Here is a 20,904-nt window from a genome sequence, read left to right as displayed (position 1 = left end):
GTAAGGGCAGGCGGTGCAGTGTACTGTCCGGCTCAGAGCCTGGCGAGGGTCAGCCCCAGCCAGGTCGCCAGCAGCCCGCCGAATACACTGAGGCCCATGTAACCGAACAAGGTCGCCAGTTGACCGCTCTCGAGCAGGCGCAGGTTGTCCAGGGAAAAGCTCGAGAAGGTCGTCAGGCCACCGACGAAGCCGACGATCAGGGTATTGCGCCATTCAGGCGAGATGGCCGGTCGGTCGAGAAAAAAGGCATAGAGATAGCCGATCAACAGGCAACCGACCAGATTCACCGCCAGTGTCGCGAGGAAATACTGGCGCGGCCAGTGCTGGGTGACCCAGAGCCCGACAGCGAAGCGCAGCAAGGTGCCCGCGACACCGGCGCAGGAGATCATCAGCAGCATGCGTATCATGGCTTGCGCCTCTGCCGTGGGCTCTCGTGATCCAGGCGTGCCAGGTGTTCCAGCTTGTCGCGAATCTTGCTTTCGAGGCCGCGTGGCACGGGTTGATAGTAGTGGCGCGGCTCCATGGCTTCGGGGAAATAGTCCTCCCCGGCGGCATAGGCATCCGGCTCGTCATGGGCATAGCGGTATTCCTCGCCATAGCCCAGCTCCTTCATCAGCCGGGTCGGCGCATTGCGCAGGTGCAGCGGCACTTCATGCGAGCCATTTTCCGCGACATCGCGTCGCGCGGCATTGAACGCGGCATAGACCGCATTGCTCTTCGGCGCACAGGCCAGGTAGACGATGGCCTGCGCCACCGCCAGCTCGCCCTCGGGACTGCCCAGGCGCTCCTGAACCTCCCAGGCGCCCAGGCACAGGTTCAATGCGCGAGGATCGGCATTGCCCACCTCCTCACTGGCCATACGCACCACGCGGCGGGCGATATAGAGCGGGTCGCAACCGCCGTCGAGCATACGCGCGAACCAGTACAGCGCGGCGTCTGGGTTGGAGCCTCGTACGGATTTGTGCAACGCCGATATCTGGTCGTAGAAGGCTTCTCCTCCCTTGTCGAAGCGACGGCGACTGTCGCCCAGCAGGTTCTGCAAGAGCTCCGGGGCGACGCTTTCACCAGGCTCGAGCAGGTCGGCAGCGTTCTCCAGCAGGTTGAGCAGACGCCGACCGTCGCCGTCTGCTGCCGCCATGAGGATGGCCAGGCTTTCCTCTGGCAACGTCAGGTTCAGCGCGCCCAGGCCTCGTTCCTCGGTCAATGCCCGGTTCACCAGCTTGCGCAACGCGGTCTCGTCCAGCCCCTTGAGCACATAGACCCGCGCCCGCGACAGCAGCGCATTGTTCAGTTCGAAAGAAGGGTTTTCGGTGGTGGCGCCAATGAAGATCAGCGTGCCGTCTTCCACATAAGGCAGGAAGGCATCCTGCTGCGACTTGTTGAAGCGGTGGACCTCATCGACGAACAGGATGGTCTTGCGCCCGTACTGGGCCGCCTGCTGCTTGGCGATCTCTACCGCCTGGCGGATCTCCTTGACCCCGGACAACACCGCCGAAATCGTCTCGAAATGCGCATCCGAAACCTTTGCCAGCAGGCGTGCCAGGGTGGTCTTGCCAACGCCTGGTGGGCCCCAGAACACCATGGAATGCAGGGCGCCCTGCTCCAGAGCTTCCCGCAGGGGCTTGCCACGGGCCAGCAGGTGCTGCTGACCGACGTATTCGTCCAGATTCTCCGGGCGCAAGCGAGCCGCCAGGGGCTGGGCGACAGGTTCGCGCTTGAACAGGTCCATCGCGTGATGGCTCCTCGTATCTGCTGGTCGTCGCCCGCTGCCGGGCGGCGGCTCACTCGGAAATGACGTCAGCCCCTTCGGGAATCTCGAAATGGAACTGCTTGGTGTCGATCGGCTGGTTCATCTTCACGCCGCTGAACAGGATATTGGTCCGCTGGCCGACGCTGTCGATCAGTTGCATATCGTTGATCACACCGCCACGGAAAGACAGGCGCAGGTTATCGAACAGGGTGTCCTTGGCCTTGGGTGTCAGCGTGAAGTCCACTACTTCACCCGCCTCCTTGTGCGTGACCTCGAAGTTCTCGCTGATACGCGAGACATCGCCGGACAGCAGCAGCGCCGGGGTATGGGTCAGGCGCTGGTCGAGTTGCTGGATGGTCACCTGCTCCAGGTCCGGATCATACAGCCAGACCTTCTTGCCGTCGGACACCAGCACCTGCTCCATCGGCGCATCGGTATGCCAGCGGAACTGTCCGGGGCGCTTCAGTGCGAGTTCACCCGCGGTTTCCTGGAGTTGCGTGCCACTGCCATCCAGGGAGAGCTGCGAAAAACGCCCGGTCAGGGTTTCCGCCTGGCTCAAGAGACCGCTCAGGCGCTGGGCGGACAATGCATCGGCATGCACCGGCATGGAAATCAGCAGAGCGGATGCGAACAACGAACGGATCAATTGCATAGTGCCTCTGTGCGACTCAGTCGCGGTGAGAGCCCGGCGCAATCACTTCGCGCGAGCCATTGGTATTCATGGCGCTGACCACACCGGCCATTTCCATCGCCTCGATCATGCGGGCGGCGCGGTTGTAGCCGATCTTCAGCTTGCGTTGCACGGCGGAGATCGACGCGCGACGGCTCTCGAGGACGAAGTTGACCGCCTCGTCATACAGCGGGTCGCTCTCGCTGTCCTCGCCCTCACCGCCCGAACCGCCCTCGAAACCACTGCCCGACTCTTCCACGCCAGCCAGGATTTCCTCGACATAATCCGGTGCGCCCCGGGCTTTCCAGGCCTCGACCACGCGGTGCACTTCGTCGTCGGAGACGAAAGCGCCATGCACGCGGATCGGCAACCCGGTGCCTGGCGGCAGGTAGAGCATGTCGCCGTGACCCAGCAGTTGCTCCGCGCCACCCTGGTCGAGAATGGTGCGCGAGTCGATCTTGCTCGACACCTGGAACGCCATGCGGGTCGGGATGTTGGCCTTGATCAGACCGGTGATCACGTCCACCGAAGGACGCTGGGTGGCCAGGATCAGGTGAATCCCCGAGGCCCTCGCCTTCTGCGCGATACGGGCGATCAGCTCTTCGACCTTCTTGCCGACGATCATCATCATGTCGGCGAATTCGTCCACGACCACGACGATGGTCGGCAAGGGCTTCAGGTAAGGCGGCTCGTCATCCATCGACTCGCGCTTGTAGAGCGGGTCGTGCAACGGCTCGCCGGCCTCGATGGCATCCTTGATCTTGCGGTTGAAGCCCGCCAGGTTACGCACCCCCATCGCCGCCATCAGCTTGTAGCGGCGTTCCATCTCGGCAACGCTCCAGCGCAGCGAGTTGGCGGCTTCCTTCATGTCGGTGACGACCGGGCACAGCAGGTGCGGAATGCCTTCATAGATCGAAAGTTCGAGCATCTTCGGGTCGATCATGATCAAGCGCGCCTCTTGCGGCGTCGACTTGAAGAGGATCGACAGGATCATCGCGTTGACCCCCACCGACTTGCCCGAACCGGTCGTACCCGCCACCAACAGGTGCGGCATCTTCGCCAGGTCGGCGATAACCGGCTGACCGCCGATGTCATGGCCAAGGGCGATGGTGACCGGTGATTTGGCCTCATCGTACTGGGTCGAAGACAGCACCTCGGAAAAATGCACGATCTGCCGGTCTTCGTTGGGAATCTCGATACCGACCGTGGTCTTGCCCGGAATCACCTCGACCACACGCACGCTGACCATCGCCAGGGAGCGGGCAAGGTCCTTGGCCAGGTTGGAGATGCGGCTGACCTTCACCCCGACGCCGGGCTGGATTTCGAAACGTGTGATCACCGGACCGGGATGGACCGACTCGACGACGACCTCGACCCCGAACTCCTTCAACTTGATTTCCAGCAAGCGCGACATCGCTTCCAGGGACTCGGGCGAGTACTGCTTCGGCTTCTTCTCGGGGGCATCGAGCAGAGAAATGGGCGGCAAACTGCCTTCGACCAGGGTATCGACGAACAGTGTCGCCTGCTTCTCCTTGAGCACCCGTTTGCTCGGCTCGGCCGCTTTCGGCGGAGCTGGCGGCTCGATGACGGGCACCACGCGGTTCTCCCGGGCACTCATGTGCCGGTTGAGCGACTCTTCACGCTCCAGCAGGCGCTCCTTGGCGCGCGCGCGCTCACGCTGGTCGGGCACCACCGGTGCGACCACCTCATTGACCACGTCGTCCGCTTCACGCAGTTGCGCGACCAGTTGCCGGCGCTCGTTGCGCGCGCTCCACCAACGGCTGCAGAAGCTCTGGATCAACTCGATCAGGTCGAGGGTGATCTTGCCGGTCAGGTCCATCACGCGGAACCAGGAGAGGTCGGTGAATACCGTCAGGCCGAAGAGGAAGAACGCCAGCAGCACCAGGGTGCTGCCTTGCACATTGAAAGTCACCTCGGCCCAGTTGCCGAGGCTTTCGCCCAGCGCGCCACCTGCCGAACCCGGCAGGCCGGAAGCGCCCTGGAAATGGATATAGGCCAGCGCCGAGCCGGACAGCACCAGGAATACCAGACCGATCAGCCGCCAGGAGAACAACCAGCCACTCCAGCTCCAGGGCTGGTGACGTGCACGGAAGACCTGCCAGGTCTTGACCGCGAGCAACAGGGGAAACAGATAGGCGAAGTAACCCAGCGCCATGAACAGCACATCGGCGAACCAGGCCCCTGCCCGTCCAGCGGCATTTTTCACCTGCTCCACGTTGCTGGTGTGCGTCCAGCCCGGATCACCTGCGTCGTAGGTGAGCAAGGCCATCCACAGGTAGGCGCAAAGCACACCAAGGGCAATCAGTGCTCCTTCCTTGAGGCGGGAGCCCAGTTGCTGCCGCCAGGCTGAGGTCGATGCTGTTGATACGGGATTCTTCAAAACGCTCTATATCCTGCGCCCTGGGCGCGCTCGGTGAACCAGTCTGCGGCATTGTACGGAGGATGCCGCACGCATACCAAGCCGGTTTGGGCTTTTCGCGATGCTTCGGTGTAGCATAACCGCCAGTTTTCTTTGTGTGCCTTTTGCGGCACAGGTTCATCCATTTCGAAACAAAGGCTTATGAGGGCTTTTTATGAGTGAAGTCAAGCATTCACGTCTGATCATTCTCGGCTCTGGCCCTGCCGGTTATACCGCTGCCGTCTATGCCGCTCGCGCCAACCTGAAGCCCCTGGTGATCACCGGAATCCAGCCGGGTGGACAACTGACCACCACCACCGAAGTCGACAACTGGCCCGGCGATGTCGAAGGCCTGACCGGACCGGCGCTGATGGAGCGCATGCGCGAGCACGCCGAGCGTTTCGACACCGAAATCGTCCACGACCATATCCACACCGCCGAACTGCAGCAGCGCCCGTTCCTGCTCAAGGGCGACGACGCCACCTACAGTTGCGACGCGCTGATCATCGCCACGGGCGCATCGGCCCAATACCTGGGCCTGCCATCGGAAGAAGCCTTTGCCGGACGCGGCGTATCCGCCTGTGCCACCTGCGATGGTTTCTTCTACCGCAACCAGGTGGTCGCGGTCATCGGTGGCGGCAATACCGCGGTCGAGGAAGCGCTTTACCTGTCCAACATCGCCAAGGAAGTGCACCTGGTCCACCGCCGCGACAAGCTGCGCTCGGAGAAGATCCTGCAGGACAAACTCCTGGAGAAAGCCGCCAACGGCAATATCCGCCTGCACTGGAACCACACCTTGGAAGAAGTGCTGGGCGATGCCAGTGGCGTAACGGGTGCGCGCTTGAAAAGCACGGAGTCCGGAGAAGAGAAGCGCCTCGACGCGGCAGGTGTCTTCATCGCCATTGGCCACAAGCCGAACACCGAGCTGTTCGTCGGGCAACTCGACACCCATGACGGCTATCTGGTGGTCAAAGGTGGCAGCCAGGGCGACGCCACCAGCACCAGTATCCCTGGCGTCTTCGCCGCAGGTGACGTAGCCGACCATATCTACCGCCAGGCCATCACCTCTGCCGGTGCCGGTTGCATGGCGGCACTGGATGCCGAGAGGTTCCTCGACAACTGAGTCGGGAGCGCCCGATGCTGACCTGGCTGTCGCGTGACTACCATGGCTTTCCACCGCTCGAAAGCGCATTGCGCGAGCCGAACGGGTTGCTGGCCGCCGGTGGCGACCTGAGCGTCGAGCGCTTGCTGGCCGCCTACCGGCATGGCTGTTTCCCCTGGTACCAGGAGGGACAGCCGTTGCTCTGGTGGTCGCCAAACCCGCGCATGGTGCTGTTCCCTGCCGAGTTGCACGTGTCGCGCAGCCTGGGCAAGAGCCTGCGCCGACAGCCTTTCCAGATCACCTTCGACCAGGACTTTGCTGCCGTCATCGGTCATTGTGCCGGGCCTCGCCGGGATGCCGACGGCACCTGGATAACCAGCCCGATGCAACAAGCCTATCTGCGACTGCACACGCTGGGCGTGGCGCACTCGGTGGAAGTCTGGCAGGACGAGCGGCTGGTGGGTGGCTTGTACGGTCTTGCCATGGGACGGCTGTTCTTCGGCGAGTCCATGTTCAGCCATGTCACGGATGCCTCGAAGATCGGCTTCGTCCATCTGGCCAGACGCTTGCAAGCGTGGAACTTCGAACTGATCGACTGCCAGATGCACACCCGGCATCTGGCCAGCCTCGGTGCACGCGAAATACCCCGGCAGGCGTTCGCGACGGCCCTGCGTGACTACCTGGGCAAGCCGGGCGAGTCGAACTGGCAGAGCGGCACGGCTGTCTCCTAAACTGACGCCATGAAATGGATGAGGGTTGACCATGACCTCGCTGGCGCGCCTGAAATTCTATGCCACACAGCCACACGACTGTAGCTACCTTCCAGAGCAGCAGGCCACGACGCTGTTTCTCGACCCCAGCCAGCCCATGGACGAGGAGGTTTACGCGCAGTTATCGGAAGTCGGCTTCCGCCGCAGTGGCGACCACCTCTACCGCCCCCATTGCCAGGCGTGCAGCGCATGCGTGCCTGCACGGCTGCCGGTGGCCGCACACGTATTCAATCGCCAGCAGAAACGCATCCTGAAGCGCAATGCCGACCTGGAAGTGACACGCAGCCGTCCCGCCTGTACCGACGAAATCTACGCGCTCTATGCCCGCTATATAGAACAGCGTCATGCCGATGGCGACATGTATCCCCCCAGCCGCGAGCAGTTCATGTCCTTCCTCGTCAGGGACCTGCCCTTCTCGCACTTCTACGAATTTCGCCAGGCAGGGCAACTGCTGGCCGTGGCGGTCACCGACGTGCTGCCCAACGGGCTGTCGGCGGTCTACACCTTCTATGAACCCGAGCAGGCCCATCGAAGCCTTGGACGTTACGCGATTCTCTGGCAGCTCGAAGAAGTTGCCCGCCTGGAACTGGATGCGCTCTACCTTGGCTACTGGATCAGGGGCTGCCGGAAAATGAACTACAAGACCGAATACCGGCCAATCGAGCTCCTGGTCAATCAGCGATGGGTACGACTCAACTGAAGCCTTGGCTCTAGTGGCCATTTCGGGCACAATACCCGCCGCTTTTGCCTGGGCATCGACTTGTATCAGGCTACTCTTTGGTCACCGAGGACTTTACTGAATGTCGAAAGAAGACAGCTTCGAAATGGAAGGCACTGTCGTCGACACCCTGCCAAACACCATGTTTCGCGTGGAGTTGGAAAACGGGCATGTCGTTACCGCGCACATCTCCGGGAAGATGCGCAAGAATTACATCCGGATTCTCACCGGTGACAAGGTACGGGTCGAACTGACCCCGTACGACCTGAGCAAGGGTCGTATCACCTACCGCGCACGCTGATCCGAGATACGAAAAAGCCCGGCAAGTTTCCTTGCCGGGCTTTTTCAATTGGCCCGCAAAAACACTCAGGCCATTTCTTCGGCGATCTCGAACTCGAAATGCAGTTCCTCGCCCTGCATGTCCACGTGCACCACGCCGCCGCCATGGGATAGCTCGCCAAAGAGGATTTCCTCGGCCAGCGGACGCTTGATGCGATCCTGGATCAGGCGCGCCATGGGGCGCGCACCCATCTGCGCATCGTAGCCATGTTCGGCCAGCCAGTTGCGCGCCACTTCCGAGACTTCCAGCGTGACGTGCTTGTCCTCCAGTTGTGCCTGCAGCTCCACCAGGAACTTGTCGACGATGCTCTTGATGACTTCGTGGCTGAGACGGCCGAACTGGATGATGCTGTCCAGGCGGTTACGGAACTCGGGCGTGAAGCTCTTGCGGATGACTTCCATGGCATCCGAGGTGTGATCCTGATGGGTGAAGCCGATCGACGCCCGCGCAGCGGTTTCCGCGCCGGCGTTGGTGGTCATGATCAGGATGACATTGCGGAAGTCCGCCTTGCGCCCGTTGTTGTCGGTCAGGGTGCCGTGGTCCATCACCTGCAGCAGCAGGTTGAAGACTTCCGGGTGGGCCTTTTCGATTTCATCCAGCAGCAGAACGCAATGCGGCTGCTTGGTAATCGCCTCGGTGAGCAGGCCACCCTGGTCGAAACCGACGTAGCCCGGAGGCGCGCCGATCAGACGCGAGACCGTGTGCCGCTCCATGTACTCGGACATATCGAAGCGCACCAGCTCGATCCCCATGGCCCGCGCCAACTGGCGGGCCACCTCGGTCTTGCCGACACCGGTCGGGCCTGCGAACAGGAACGAGCCAATGGGCTTGTCCGGCGCCTTCAGGCCTGCACGTGACAGCTTGATCGCCGTCGCCAGCGAATCGATGGCATCGTCCTGACCGAAGACCGTGAGCTTGAGGTCACGCTCCAGGTTGCGTAGCAGCTCCTTGTCCGAAGAGGTGACGTGCTTGGGCGGAATACGGGCGATCTTGGCCACGATATCTTCCACCTGGGGCACATCGATACTGCTGACGCGCTTCTCCTCCGGCAACAGGCGCTGATAGGCCCCGGCCTCATCGATCACGTCGATGGCCTTGTCCGGCATGTGCCGATCATTGATGTAGCGCGCCGCCAGTTCGGCCGCGGCACGCAGCGCCTCATCCGTGTACTCGATGTGGTGGTGCTGCTCGAAGCGACTCTTGAGGCCACGCAGTATGCCGATGGTGTCTTCCACCGAGGGTTCGCTGACATCCACCTTCTGGAAACGCCGGGCCAGCGCCCGGTCCTTCTCGAAAATGCCGCGGAACTCCTGGAAGGTCGTGGAACCTATGCAACGGATTTCCCCGGAAGACAGCAGAGGCTTGAGCAGGTTGGAAGCATCCATTACACCGCCGGATGCCGCACCGGCGCCGATGATGGTGTGGATCTCGTCGATGAACAGGATCGCCTGTGGCCGCTTGCGCAGCTCACCCAGCAACGCCTTGAAGCGCTTCTCGAAGTCGCCACGGTATTTGGTGCCAGCCAGCAAGGCGCCAAGGTCCAGGGAATAGACCACGCTGTCGGCCAGCAGGTCAGGCACCTGGCCATCGACGATACGCTTGGCCAGCCCTTCGGCGATCGCCGTCTTGCCGACACCCGCCTCGCCCACCAGCAGCGGGTTGTTCTTGCGTCGACGCGCCAATATCTGCGCGACGCGCTCCACTTCGCTTTCGCGCCCGACCAGCGGGTCGATCCGACCCTGGCGCGCCGCCTCGTTCAGATTGCTGGCATAGGCGTCGAGCGGGCTGCTTGTGCTGCCACCCTCCACGCTCTCTTCGTCCTGCATTTCCGCGTCGCTTTCCCCGGGCTCATTGCCGGAAACCTTGGAAATCCCATGGGCGATGTAGTTGACGACGTCGATACGGGCCACGTTCTGCTGCTTGAGCAGGAACACAGCCTGGCTTTCCTGCTCGCTGAAAATGGCCACCAGCACGTTGGCGCCCGTCACTTCGCGCTTGCCGGAACTCTGCACATGGAATACCGCACGCTGCAGCACACGCTGGAACCCCAGGGTCGGCTGCGTCTCGCGCTCTTCATCATGCTGAGGGATAAGTGGCGTGGTGGAGTCGATAAACTCCTGCAAGTCGTGACGCAGCCTATCCAGGCTGGCACCGCACGCACGCAATACCGCGGCAGCCGCCTCGTTATCGAGCAGGGCCAGCAGCAGGTGCTCCACCGTCATGAACTCATGCCGCTTGGCACGGGCCTCCTTGAAGGCCAGATTCAGAGTGACTTCCAGCTCTCGATTCAACATAGCTTCACCTCTTGCCTGGACCGTTCTTCGGATTAAGCGTCTTTCTCTATCTCGCAGAGCAGCGGATGCTGGCATTCCCTAGCATATTGATTGACTTGAGCGGCCTTGGTTTCAGCGATATCACGCGAATAGATACCGCACACCGCCTTTCCTTCCGTATGGACGGCCAACATGATCCGGGTGGCCTGCTCCCGGTTGTGACTGAAGATACCTTCAAGCACCTCGACGACGAAGTCCATTGGCGTGTAGTCGTCATTGAACATGATCACTTTATACATCGGCGGCGCCTGTAAAGCAGGCTTGGCCTCCTGCACAGCGATGCCGGAATCATGACCATCTGTGTCGTCATAGTGATCCTGGCCGGAAGACTGACGAATCTCGGGTATTGCATGCATGCGTATCGGTTTCTCGATCTGGGCCGGACAGCCGGAATGGTTGATGTGTTTCACGGCAGCCGACGAGCCACCTTGACTATCAGCCAAACGATGATAAAAACGGTAAGTGCCTACATCGGTAACGGGTTGTGCGCGACAGACCCAGCGGGCCTCGTGAGCGCAGAATGAAATGGATGTTACTCCAGTAATGGACTCCTTTGCAGAGGGATACCAGCATGCTAAGTGGTAAGGTCAAGTGGTTCAACAATGCCAAGGGCTACGGTTTCATCGTTGCCGATGGCGAGAGTGAGGACCTGTTCGCCCACTATTCGGCCATACAGATGGATGGTTACAAGACACTGAAAGCCGGGCAAGCGGTCAAGTTCGAGATCATCCAGGGGCCCAAGGGGCTGCACGCGGTCAATATCCAGAACCCGCAGAGCGCAGATGCCTCCACCCTCATCAGCGCACCGATATCGGCAGCGGTCTGAACGCCTCGGCGGTGTGGACGGCGCCCAGCGCGCCACACCGTCCGGCCACGCTCATTTACCTGCGCTGATCATCCAGGCGCGGTGGATACGGCTGCTGCGCTGGAAGTCGGCATCCAGCGTTCGCGCACTGATCTCTTCTATTACATAGCGTGAAGCAAGCCCCTCATCCAGGGAGAAGCGACGGAAGTTGTTCGAGAAGTACAGAACACCACCCGGCGCCAGTCTGGCCATGGCGAGGTCGAGCAATTCGACATGATCGCGCTGCACATCGAAAACCCCCTCCATGCGCTTTGAGTTGGAGAACGTCGGCGGGTCGATGAAGACCAGGTCGTATTCACCGCGGTCACTGCGCAACCATTCCATGACATCCGCCTGTTCCAGGCGCTGCCTGTCCGAGAAACCATTGAGCGCCAGATTGCGCCGCGCCCAATCCAGATAGGTTTTCGACAGGTCGACGCTGGTGGTGCTCCGAGCACCACCACGGGCAGCGTGCACCGTCGCCGTCGCCGTGTAGCAGAACAGGTTGAGAAAGCGCTTGCCGGCGGCTTCGTGCTGGATGCGCTGGCGCAGCGGGCGATGATCGAGGAACAGACCGGTATCGAGGTAGTCGGTCAGGTTGACCAGCAACCTGACCCCGCCCTCCGCCACTTCGAGAAATTCCCCCTTGGTTGCTTGCCGCTCGTACTGGCGAGTGCCTGTCTGGCGCTCACGCCGCTTGACCACGATACGGTCCTGGGGGATTTCCAGTGCCTGCGGCAAGGCGGACAGCGCATCCATCAATCGCTCCTGGGCCTTTACCGGATCGATGGAGCGCGGCGGTGCGTATTCCTGCACATGCACCCAGTCCCGATACAGATCCACCGCAACGGCGTATTCAGGCATGTCCGCGTCATACAACCGATAGCATTCCACACCTTCGCGACGTGCCCACTTGCCCAGCGTACGCATGTTCTTGCGCAGGCGGTTGGCGAACATCTGTGCGCCTTCGCTCAGGCGCGCCGTTGGCACTTCCTGCTGTTCGCGCCGTTCGGTCACGAAACTCTGAGGATCGATCTGCATCAACAGCAACTTGCAAGGCAAGGCTCCGTTCCAGAACGCATATTGCTTGTGACTGCGAATACCCATGCGTTTACCAAGATCCGGGGCGGCCGTGAAGATGCCCGCCTCCCAGCCAAGGCAGGACTGGCGCAGACGCTCGCCCAGGTTCTGGTAGAGATACAGCAGGCTCGCTTCGTCGCCCAACCGCTCGCCATACGGCGGGTTGCAGATCACCAGACCTTTCTGGCCCTTGTCGGTGCGTGGCTCGAAGGTCGCCAGTTCACCCTGATAGATGCGCACCCACTCCGACAGTCCCGCACGCTCTATATTGTTGCGTGCCGGCTGGATCAGGCGCGGATCAGCCTCATAGCCTCGAATCCAGAGTGGCGACTTGGCCAGCCCGGCTTCGGCGCGCTCTTTCGCTTCATTGGCCAATCGCGTCCAGATCGCCGGGACATGGCCAAGCCAGTGACTGAAGCCCCAGCGCTCACGCTTCAGGTTGGGGGCGATATCGGCAGCGATCATCGCCCCTTCGATCAGGAAAGTACCGACACCACACATGGGATCGGTCAGCGCACCGCCCTCCTGCGCGATACGTGGCCAACCGGCTCGGATCAGGATGGCGGCAGCCAGGTTTTCCTTCAGTGGTGCCGCACCTTGCTGGAGGCGATAGCCGCGCTGATGCAGGCTGTGCCCGGACAGGTCGATCGACAGCACAGCCTGCCCGCGCTCCAGGTGCAGGTGCACGCGTAAATCAGGATTCACCTTGTCGACCCCAGGCCGCAGGCCTGTCGGCGTACGCAGGCGATCGACGATGGCATCCTTGACCTTCAGGGCGCCGAAGTGCGTGTTGTCGATGCCCGAACCCACGCCACTGAACTCGACGGCCAGGGTCCCATCAGCACTCAGGTGTTCGGACCAGTCCAGCTCATGGACGCCCTGGTAGAGCGTCTCGGCGCTCTGCGTGGGAAAGCGTTTGAGCACCAGCAACACACGGTTGGCCAGGCGTGACCAGAGGCACAGCCGATAGGCCACCTCCAGGCTGGCCTGGCCGCGTACGGCAGAGACCTGCTCGCGCGCGTCTTCCAGTCCGAGTTCGCTCGCCTCGGCCAGCAGCAGGTTTTCCAGCCCTTTGGGGCACGTCAGTATCAGTTCGTGGCGATCGCTCATGAGGCATCCGTGAGTCGCAATGGGTAGGCCGCGCCCTCCCTTCGTCGGATGGTCACGGTCGTTATGGCAGGGGAACTCGGATCTCCCACTGCGTGAAAAGTCTGTCAGGGCCGCCCCTTACAGCGTTATGGGGCTATAGCTTATGGGTTAGCACCATGGTCAGGTTACGTGCTTATGACAAAACGATCATTCCAGCCACAGGTGCATTGGGTTAGAACTCGACCGGCCAGTCATTTTTACGCACTGGCCGGAGGTCGCCACGCCGGCAGCGACCTCTCTGCAGTAACGAAGCTTCATCACAAGCAGGAACACCAGTCAACCACTGAGGGCAATACCCAATGAGAAGACTCAAGCGTGATCCGATGGAACGAGCATTTCTGCGCGGTTATCAACATGGCATCCATGGTAAATCCCGTGATCTGTGCCCATTTTCCCACCCCGGCATCCGCCAAGCCTGGATCAACGGCTGGCGCGAGGGTCGCGGAGACAACTGGGACGGCCTGACCGGAACAGCCGGTCTGCATCGGCTGAATGAATTACGAGCTGTCGGCTGATCCTGGCCAGTAGAATTCGCTGCACCAGGGGCTCCCAGGAGCCCCTACCCGCTTGACTCAGCGCGGTAGCACTGCAATCGCATCCACGGCTTCCCGGATCAGGGCCGGTCCCTTGTAGATGAACCCCGAATACAGCTGGACCAGACTGGCCCCGGCCTGGATCTTCTCCGCCGCATGGCGCCCTTCCGTTATACCGCCCGCCGCGATGATGGGTAGACGTCCGCCCAAGGCTTCAGCCAGGACACGTACCGTATGCGTACTCTTGTCACGCACCGGAGCCCCCGACAATCCACCCGCCTCATCGGCATGAGCAAGACCGGCGACACCGTCGCGGGCCAGGGTGGTATTGGTCGCGATGATCCCGTCCAGGCCTGCATCGAGTACGGATTGGGCCACGGACGCGATTTCTTCGTCGGTCATGTCAGGTGCGATCTTGACCGCCAGCGGTACACGTCGGCCATGCTGGATTTCCAGCCGTTCGCGGCAGGCACGCAGTGCGTCGAGCAATTGTTTGAGCGACTCACCGAACTGCAGGCTGCGCAGGCCGGGGGTATTGGGTGAACTGACATTCACCGTGACATAGCTGGCATACGGATAGACACGCTCCAGGCAGAGCAGATAGTCCGTATCGGCCTGTTCGACGGGTGTGTCGAAGTTCTTGCCGATATTGATGCCCAGCACACCCTTGAAGTCTGCCGCGACCACATGCGCCAGCAGGGCATCCACCCCATGATTGTTGAAGCCCATGCGGTTGATGATCGCTTCGGCTTCGGGCAGGCGAAACAGGCGTGGCTTGGGATTGCCCGGCTGCGCCCTGGGCGTGACCGTGCCGATCTCGAGAAAACCGAAACCCAGTTGCGACAACCCGAGAATGGCCTCGCCATTCTTGTCCAGCCCGGCGGCAAGACCGACCGGATTGGGGAACTCCAGCCCCATGACCGTGACCGGCAAGGCAGTAGGCTTGCGAGTCAGCAACCCATTGAGACCCAGGCGTCCCCCCGCCCCGATCAATTCGAGCGACAGTTCATGGGAGGTTTCTGGCGTGAGTTTGAAAAGTAACTGGCGGGCCAGGTTATACATGCGCAATCCAGTGTCGAGACCATGACGATGCGGCAGTATAACAGGGGCTTCCGTGTGCGGCTGCAGATCGCGGCGGCGGGATTACAGGCGCCGCAGACTGATCAGTTCGCCCTTGTCGGTGAAGTCCAGTACGAAGCTGCCATTCAGCCCTTCCCGGCTGAAGAATGGCCGCAGGTGATGAGCCGGCAGGCTGACACGCTTGCCCTCACGGCTGCGCACCAGGATGCGATTGGCCCGCCCCTGGTAAAGCGCCAGCAAGCGCTCGGGGGAAATCACGATATCCAGCACCAGACTCGGCATGCGGCTCCCTACGTTCAGTATCGATTGAAAGTGCTCACTGAGCAGGCGGGCATTCTGCCTGGCCCGTCACCTACAGGCCAGGCGGCAGGCGCACTGTCATCGTCTTTCGTGTATGTTGGCCGCCCCTTGATGGGGCCGGTTCGACATGTACCGGACTTTATGCTTTTTATTACGCGACTTAATTACGCGACTCGTAGACCAAGACACCCCACATGACCGACAGGAACGACTCTCCCCTGATACGCCGAGCCACCCGCAGTGGCTTTTTCATGGCGGGCCTGGGACTTTCCGTCTGGGCGCCGCTGGTGCCCTATGCACGAGAGCGCATCGAAATGAGCGATGCGCTGTTCGGCATCCTGTTGCTGTGCATTGGCTTCGGCTCACTGACCTGGATGCCGCTCTCCGGGCTACTGGTCGCCCGCGTAGGCATCCGCCCGGTCATCATTGCCTGCATCGCCTTCCTGCTGCTGGCCCTTGCCGGCATGGTCCTGACAAGCTCCTTGCCATTGCTGGCCCTGGCGCTGTTCTGCTTCGGTGGTAGCCTGGGCGTGCTCGACGTGGTGCTCAATATCCAGGCGCTGTTGGTGGAGCGCAGTGCCGGCAAACGGCTGATGTCGAATTTTCATGGCATGTTCAGCCTGGGCACCATCAGCGGCTCCCTGCTGCTGACTGCCCTGCTGATGCTTGGCCTGCAGCCTGCCACCGGCACGGCGGCCATGATCCTGCTTATCCTCGTGGGTACGCTGGTCGTCTACCGTGGATTCCTGCCGGATCGTGCGCCCGGAGGTGGCGTCGCATTCATGCGGCCTACTGGCATGGTGCTGCTGGTCGGTGCAATGTGCTTCGTGGTCTACCTGGCCGAAGGCGCCATCCTCGACTGGAGTGCGCTCTACCTGACACAGGAAAAGGCCCTGGACACGGCACGGGGAGGCCTCGGCTACGCCAGCTTCGCCTTGATGATCACCCTCGGCCGCTTCACGGGTGACAGGCTCACCCGGATATTGGGGACCGTGCGCGTCATTCTGTTCGGCGGACTGCTGGCGGCAAGCGGCATCCTGCTGAGCATATGGGCCGATGCCTGGCCACTGGTCCTGGTGGGTTATGGCATCTGCGGGCTGGGTTGCGCCAATGTTTCGCCCGTGCTGATCTCCTCGCTCAGCCAACAGAAGAGCATGCCGGTTCACCAGGCTGTCACCGCCGCCACCACCATCGGCTTCGCGGGAGTGCTCGCGGGGCCGGCACTCATCGGCGCCATCGCACATTTCAGTTCCCTCGGCTTTGCCTTTGCCGCCGTGGCACTGATGCTGGTAGCCATTGCCTGCAACAGCCGACGTTTCGCCTGATCCTGAGACCCGCCCGAAGACACCATGCGTATATCCGACCTTTACCAGCAGCTCGCCCGAACAGGCGCAAAAGAGGTCCACAGCCAGCGCTTGATGCGTATGTGGCTGCAAGGCCTACCGCCAGGCAGCGGCACGCGGCGCCAGAAAAGCGAGGACTTCCTGCCGCTCGCGGTGCGCGAGGCCTTGCCCGGCCTGGAGGATGAGTGGCAACGACTGGCCCGCGTGCATACACAGAACCCTGGCGAGGACGGCTCGAACCGGTTACTGGTCGAGCTGGCTGACGGGCAAATGGTCGAAAGCGTGCTGCTGCCTCGGGGCGGCTTGTGTGTTTCCAGCCAATTGGGCTGCGCTGTCGGTTGCATCTTCTGCATGACGGGCCGCTCAGGGCTGCTGCGCCAGCTCGGCAGCGCCGAGATCGTCGCCCAGGTCGCCATCGCCCGTCGGCTGCGCGCAGTCAACAAGGTGGTCTTCATGGGCATGGGCGAGCCCGCACACAACCTCGACAATGTTCTGGAAGCCATCGACCTGCTTGGCACGATGGGCGGTATCGGCCATAAGCAGTTGGTGTTCTCCACCGTCGGCGATATGCGCGTTTTCGAGCGCCTGCCGCAACAGCGGGTCAAGCCAGCGTTGGCGCTATCGTTGCACAGCACTAATGGCGCGCTACGCGAACGCCTGTTGCCGAAAGCTCCGCGCATCAGCCCGCAAGCGTTGGTGGAACATGCCGAAGTCTATGCCCGCGACGGGAACTACCCCATCCAGTATCAGTGGACGCTGCTGGCCGGTATCAACGACTCTCAGGAAGAAATGGACGCTCTTATACACTTGCTCAAGGGCAAGTTCGCCATCCTCAATATCATTCCCTACAACAGCATGGAGAATGACCAGTTCCAACGCCCGGCCACGGAACGCACACGCCAGATCATGCGCTACCTGCACAGCAATGGCGTCCTGACCAAGGTTCGCGATTCCGCAGGGCAGGAAATCGATGGCGGTTGCGGGCAATTGCGCGCCAGGGCCACGGCTGCGCCTCGCAATACAAGAGTGATATCCGGTGAGAGCTCACTGACGGAATAAGAGTGATTCCCAGGCAGCCTTTCCTGCGCTCGGAGGCGTGCATTGGGGGCTGCATTCATGGCATCGCCATATAGATGGAATGAATATTCTTATTCTAAAACTTCGATTTGGTGCATAAGCGGATAACTGGTATCTTGCCCTCCCGCGCGACCGTGTGCGCGATATAAAAGCTGCAATCAGCCTGAATAACAGGACGCCTCATGTACGTTTACGACCAGTACGACCAACATATCATCGAGGATCGCGTACGCCAGTTCCGCGACCAGACGCGCCGCTTCCTCGCCGGTGAACTGGGCGGCGAAGAGTACCGTCCGCTGCGCTTGCAGAACGGCCTCTATATCCAGCGTTTCGCCCCCATGCTGCGCGTTGCCGTGCCCTATGGCCTGATGTCTTCGACCCAGGTCCGCAAGCTGGCGGATATCGCACGCAAGTACGACAAGGGCTATGCCCATATCAGTACCCGGACCAACGTGCAGTACAACTGGCCGGAACTCGAAGACGTGCCGGAAATCCTGGCCGAGCTGGCGACCGTGCAGATGCATGCGATCCAGACCAGCGGCAACTGTATCCGCAATACCACCACCGACCAGTTCGCCGGCGTCGCCAAGGACGAATTGATCGACCCGCGCCCCTGGTGCGAGATCATCCGTCAGTGGTCGACCTTCCACCCGGAATTCGCCTTCCTGCCGCGCAAGTTCAAGATCGCCGTCAACGGTGCCGTCAGTGACCGCGCCGCCATCGAAGTGCACGATATCGGCCTCGAGTGCGTCGAAGAAGCAGGCGAACTGGGCTTCCGCGTCACCGTGGGTGGCGGCCTGGGCCGTACCCCTATCGTCGGCAGCCTGATCCGCCCCTTCCTGCCCTGGCAGCACCTGCTCACCTACCTCGATGCCGTGCTGCGCGTCTACAACCGTTACGGTCGTCGCGACAACAAGTTCAAGGCGCGCATCAAGATTCTGGTCAAGGCCCTGACACCTGAAGTGTTCGCCGAGCGTGTCGAAGCCGAGTGGCAGCACCTCAAGGATGGCCCGAACACCCTGACCAGTGAAGAAGTCCAGCGCGTCAGCCAGTACTTCGTCGATCCGCACTACCTGCAACTGGCAGACCAGGACGAGCTGCTCGCCAGCCTCGATGCCGAGTACCCCGGTTTCGCCCGCTGGCGCCAGCGCAATGTCGTGGCGCACAAGAAGCCTGGCTATGCCGCCGTCACCCTGTCGCTCAAGAGCACGGCGGTCGCGCCTGGCGACGTCACCGACAAGCAGCTGTACGCCATCGCCGACCTGGCCGATCGCTACAGCTTCGGCGAAGTGCGCAACTCCCACGAACAGAACATGATTCTTGCCGATGTCGAGCAGAGCCGCCTGTTCGAACTCTGGAACGAGCTGCGCGAACTGGGCGTCGCCACCCCCAATATCGGCCTGCTGACCGATATCATCTGCTGCCCGGGCGGCGACTTCTGCTCGCTGGCCAACGCCAAGTCGATCCCGATCGCCGAGTCGATCCAGCGCCGCTTCGACGATCTGGACTACCTGTTCGACATCGGCGACCTCGACCTGAACATCTCTGGCTGCATGAACGCCTGTGGCCACCACCACGTCGGCCATATCGGCATTCTCGGCGTGGACAAGAAAGGCGCCGAGTTCTACCAGGTCTCCCTGGGCGGAAGCGCCGGGCGCAATGCCAGCCTGGGCCAGATCCTCGGCCCATCCTTCGCGCAAGATGTGATGCCCGACGTGATCGAGAAGATCATCACCGTCTACGTAGAGCAACGTACCGAAGACGAGCGTTTCATCGACACCTACCGCCGAATCGGCATTGACCTCTTCAAGGAGCGCGTCTATGCAGCGAATCATTAAGAACCGCCAGGTCATCGACGATGACTGGAGCCTGGTCGCGCGCGACACAGCGCTTGATGCACTGCCCAACAGCGGCAAGCTGATCGTGCCGTTCACGCTCTGGAAAGAGCACGCCCCCGCCCTGAAGGCGCGGGATGGCGAACTGGGCGTATGGCTGGATGCAGATGAAGCCGTCGAAGATATCGCAGAGCAGTTGGGTGACTTCCAACTTGTCGCGCTCAACTTCCCGGCATTCACCGATGGCCGCCATTACTCCAGCGCCCGCCTGCTGCGCGAGCGCTATGGCTACAAAGGGGAGGTGCGCGCCATTGGCGATGTGCTGCGTGACCAGCTGTTCCTGATGAATCGCTGCGGTTTCGATGCATTCGCGGTGCGGGCGGATTGCGATCCGCATGCAGCCCTGGAGGGATTGAGCGACTTTTCCGTAACCTACCAGCCTGCTGCGGACGAACCACTGCCACTGTTCCGCCGTCGCGGCTGATACAGCCTTGGCTGGACCTGCCCGCGAATAGCGCAATGCTTCGCGGGCAGGGTTGGAGCGCTTATCGGGTCAATCCTTCAGGCTGACCAGCACACGCCCTACCTGCTTGCCGGCCAATGTGGTTTCTATGGCCTTCGGCAGCTCTTCCAGACTCACTTCATGAACCAGCTCGTCCAGGTGCGGGATCTTCCACTGCAGGGACAGCTTGTCCCACATGGACGCTTTCACCACCAGCGGAATCTCCACCGAATCCACGCCCAGCAGGTTCACACCACGCAGGATGAAGGGCAGCACACTGGCCTGGAAATTGACACCGGCGGTCAAGCCGCAGCAGGCGACGCTCGCACCGCGACGCAGGGATTTGACGACATTGAACAGGATGTCTCCACCCACCGTATCCACCGCACCAGCCCATTGCTCCTTGAGCAGCGCTTTCTCCATGCCGGCCTGTAGAACCGAACGCTCGACAACATGATGGGCGCCCAGCGCACGAAGAAAGTCGCCCTGCTCCGCCTTGCCGGTGACCGCCGCCACTTCATAGCCAAGGCTGGACAGCAGTGCGATGGCAATGCTGCCCACACCGCCCGTGGCACCTGTCACCAATACCGGACCTTGTGCCTGCCCCGACTCAAGGCCGGCTCGCTCGAGCTTTTCCACGCACAGGGCGGCAGTCAGGCCGGCGGTTCCCAGTAACATGGCTTCGCGCAGGGAAAGGCCGCTTGGGCGCTTGATCACCCAGGACGCGGGCACACGGATGTATTGGCCGTAACCGCCCGACGTATTCATGCCCAGGTCGTAGCCGGTAACGATGACCTCATCCCCCACGGCGAACTCGCCAACCGAGGACTCTGCCACCACTCCGGAAGCATCGATGCCAGGCGTATGCGGGTACTCGCGGGTGACACCGCGATTGCCACTGGCCGACAGTGCATCCTTGTAGTTCAAGGATGAATAGTGGACGCGGATCAGTACCTCACCTGCCGGCAGCTCGTCGACACGCCGCTCGACGATGCTGGAAACGAAAGAACCTTGCTGTTCATGGACCTGCAATGCCTTGAAGTGGGTCATATTCTTCTC

Annotated in this window: 20 protein-coding genes; 10 read left to right on the top strand and 10 right to left on the bottom strand. The window is 61.6% G+C overall.

The window, feature by feature from the left end:
* Positions 1 to 32: 32 nt before the first annotated feature.
* From crcB to ftsK, 4 genes are read right to left on the bottom strand one after another with little or no spacing between them, the layout of a single operon-like run.
* The gene (crcB, locus tag HW090_RS00755) at positions 33 to 407 is read right to left on the bottom strand and encodes a fluoride efflux transporter CrcB (RefSeq protein WP_179111676.1); all 375 of its coding nucleotides are present in this window, start codon (positions 405 to 407) and stop codon (positions 33 to 35) included.
* Positions 404 to 1,729: a replication-associated recombination protein A gene (locus tag HW090_RS00750; protein WP_179111675.1), complete on the bottom strand. Its 1,326-nt coding sequence runs from the start codon at positions 1,727 to 1,729 to the stop codon at positions 404 to 406. The genes crcB and HW090_RS00750 overlap by 4 nt, the downstream gene beginning before the upstream one ends.
* 52 nt (positions 1,730 to 1,781) lie before the next feature.
* A complete protein-coding gene (gene lolA, locus HW090_RS00745) occupies positions 1,782 to 2,402 on the bottom strand; it encodes an outer membrane lipoprotein chaperone LolA (protein WP_179111674.1) in 621 nt (206 codons plus the stop codon).
* Between the two features lie 16 nt (positions 2,403 to 2,418).
* Entirely contained in the window at positions 2,419 to 4,821 is a 2,403-nt protein-coding gene (ftsK, locus tag HW090_RS00740; protein WP_179111673.1) for a DNA translocase FtsK, read from the bottom strand.
* A gap of 193 nt (positions 4,822 to 5,014) precedes the next feature.
* On the opposite strand from ftsK, the gene trxB reads away from it, so the two are divergent.
* From trxB to infA, 4 genes are all read left to right on the top strand, one after another.
* Complete coding sequence (gene trxB / locus HW090_RS00735) at positions 5,015 to 5,962, top strand: thioredoxin-disulfide reductase (RefSeq protein ID WP_179111672.1); 948 nt, start codon at positions 5,015 to 5,017, stop codon at positions 5,960 to 5,962.
* Positions 5,963 to 5,976: 14 nt separating this feature from the next.
* Complete coding sequence (gene aat, locus HW090_RS00730) at positions 5,977 to 6,672, top strand: leucyl/phenylalanyl-tRNA--protein transferase (RefSeq protein ID WP_179111671.1); 696 nt, start codon at positions 5,977 to 5,979, stop codon at positions 6,670 to 6,672.
* Between the two features lie 31 nt (positions 6,673 to 6,703).
* A complete protein-coding gene (locus tag HW090_RS00725; protein ID WP_179111670.1) occupies positions 6,704 to 7,411 on the top strand; it encodes an arginyltransferase in 708 nt (235 codons plus the stop codon).
* Positions 7,412 to 7,511: 100 nt separating this feature from the next.
* Positions 7,512 to 7,730 carry a translation initiation factor IF-1 gene (gene infA, locus HW090_RS00720; RefSeq protein ID WP_002553999.1) on the top strand — a complete coding sequence of 73 codons (219 nt, stop codon included), beginning with the start codon at positions 7,512 to 7,514 and terminating at the stop codon, positions 7,728 to 7,730.
* Positions 7,731 to 7,795: 65 nt separating this feature from the next.
* On the opposite strand, the gene clpA is transcribed toward infA, so the two are convergent.
* Together clpA and clpS are read right to left on the bottom strand one after the other, a co-directional pair.
* Entirely contained in the window at positions 7,796 to 10,063 is a 2,268-nt protein-coding gene (gene clpA, locus HW090_RS00715; protein WP_179111669.1) for an ATP-dependent Clp protease ATP-binding subunit ClpA, read from the bottom strand.
* A gap of 32 nt (positions 10,064 to 10,095) precedes the next feature.
* The gene (gene clpS / locus HW090_RS00710; RefSeq protein ID WP_179114779.1) at positions 10,096 to 10,458 is read right to left on the bottom strand and encodes an ATP-dependent Clp protease adapter ClpS; all 363 of its coding nucleotides are present in this window, start codon (positions 10,456 to 10,458) and stop codon (positions 10,096 to 10,098) included.
* 215 nt (positions 10,459 to 10,673) lie between these two features.
* On the opposite strand from clpS, the gene cspD reads away from it, so the two are divergent.
* The gene (gene cspD / locus HW090_RS00705; RefSeq protein ID WP_179111668.1) at positions 10,674 to 10,928 is read left to right on the top strand and encodes a cold shock domain-containing protein CspD; all 255 of its coding nucleotides are present in this window, start codon (positions 10,674 to 10,676) and stop codon (positions 10,926 to 10,928) included.
* 51 nt (positions 10,929 to 10,979) lie between these two features.
* Here the strand turns inward: cspD and rlmKL are convergent, their stop codons facing one another.
* On the bottom strand, positions 10,980 to 13,136 hold the full coding sequence (gene rlmKL / locus HW090_RS00700) for a bifunctional 23S rRNA (guanine(2069)-N(7))-methyltransferase RlmK/23S rRNA (guanine(2445)-N(2))-methyltransferase RlmL (RefSeq protein ID WP_179111667.1): 2,157 nt from the start codon (positions 13,134 to 13,136) through the stop codon (positions 10,980 to 10,982).
* A gap of 338 nt (positions 13,137 to 13,474) precedes the next feature.
* Between rlmKL and rmf the strand changes: the two genes are divergently transcribed.
* The gene (gene rmf / locus HW090_RS00695) at positions 13,475 to 13,690 is read left to right on the top strand and encodes a ribosome modulation factor (RefSeq protein ID WP_131184119.1); all 216 of its coding nucleotides are present in this window, start codon (positions 13,475 to 13,477) and stop codon (positions 13,688 to 13,690) included.
* A 57-nt stretch (positions 13,691 to 13,747) separates the two neighbouring features.
* On the opposite strand, the gene HW090_RS00690 is transcribed toward rmf, so the two are convergent.
* Together HW090_RS00690 and HW090_RS00685 are read right to left on the bottom strand one after the other, a co-directional pair.
* Positions 13,748 to 14,770, bottom strand: coding sequence for a quinone-dependent dihydroorotate dehydrogenase (locus HW090_RS00690; protein ID WP_179111666.1), 1,023 nt, complete (start codon positions 14,768 to 14,770; stop codon positions 13,748 to 13,750).
* 81 nt (positions 14,771 to 14,851) lie between these two features.
* Positions 14,852 to 15,070, bottom strand: coding sequence for a DUF2835 domain-containing protein (locus tag HW090_RS00685; RefSeq protein ID WP_179111665.1), 219 nt, complete (start codon positions 15,068 to 15,070; stop codon positions 14,852 to 14,854).
* 212 nt (positions 15,071 to 15,282) lie between these two features.
* Between HW090_RS00685 and HW090_RS00680 the strand changes: the two genes are divergently transcribed.
* The 4 genes from HW090_RS00680 (at position 15,283) to HW090_RS00665 (ending at position 19,827) form a co-directional block, all read left to right on the top strand.
* The gene (locus HW090_RS00680) at positions 15,283 to 16,413 is read left to right on the top strand and encodes an MFS transporter (protein ID WP_179111664.1); all 1,131 of its coding nucleotides are present in this window, start codon (positions 15,283 to 15,285) and stop codon (positions 16,411 to 16,413) included.
* 24 nt (positions 16,414 to 16,437) lie between these two features.
* Positions 16,438 to 17,490 carry an RNA methyltransferase gene (locus HW090_RS00675; RefSeq protein ID WP_179111663.1) on the top strand — a complete coding sequence of 351 codons (1,053 nt, stop codon included), beginning with the start codon at positions 16,438 to 16,440 and terminating at the stop codon, positions 17,488 to 17,490.
* 200 nt (positions 17,491 to 17,690) lie between these two features.
* Entirely contained in the window at positions 17,691 to 19,346 is a 1,656-nt protein-coding gene (locus tag HW090_RS00670; protein WP_179111662.1) for a nitrite/sulfite reductase, read from the top strand.
* Positions 19,330 to 19,827: a DUF934 domain-containing protein gene (locus tag HW090_RS00665; RefSeq protein WP_179111661.1), complete on the top strand. Its 498-nt coding sequence runs from the start codon at positions 19,330 to 19,332 to the stop codon at positions 19,825 to 19,827. Before HW090_RS00670 ends, HW090_RS00665 begins: the two co-directional genes overlap by 17 nt.
* Before the next feature lie 69 nt (positions 19,828 to 19,896).
* Here the strand turns inward: HW090_RS00665 and HW090_RS00660 are convergent, their stop codons facing one another.
* Positions 19,897 to 20,895 carry a YhdH/YhfP family quinone oxidoreductase gene (locus HW090_RS00660; protein WP_179111660.1) on the bottom strand — a complete coding sequence of 333 codons (999 nt, stop codon included), beginning with the start codon at positions 20,893 to 20,895 and terminating at the stop codon, positions 19,897 to 19,899.
* Positions 20,896 to 20,904: the final 9 nt, after the last annotated feature.

It is taken from the genome of Pseudomonas sp. ABC1, from assembly GCF_013395055.1.
In the GTDB taxonomy this organism is placed as follows: domain Bacteria; phylum Pseudomonadota; class Gammaproteobacteria; order Pseudomonadales; family Pseudomonadaceae; genus Stutzerimonas.
This window is presented reverse-complemented; position numbering and strand designations above follow the sequence as displayed.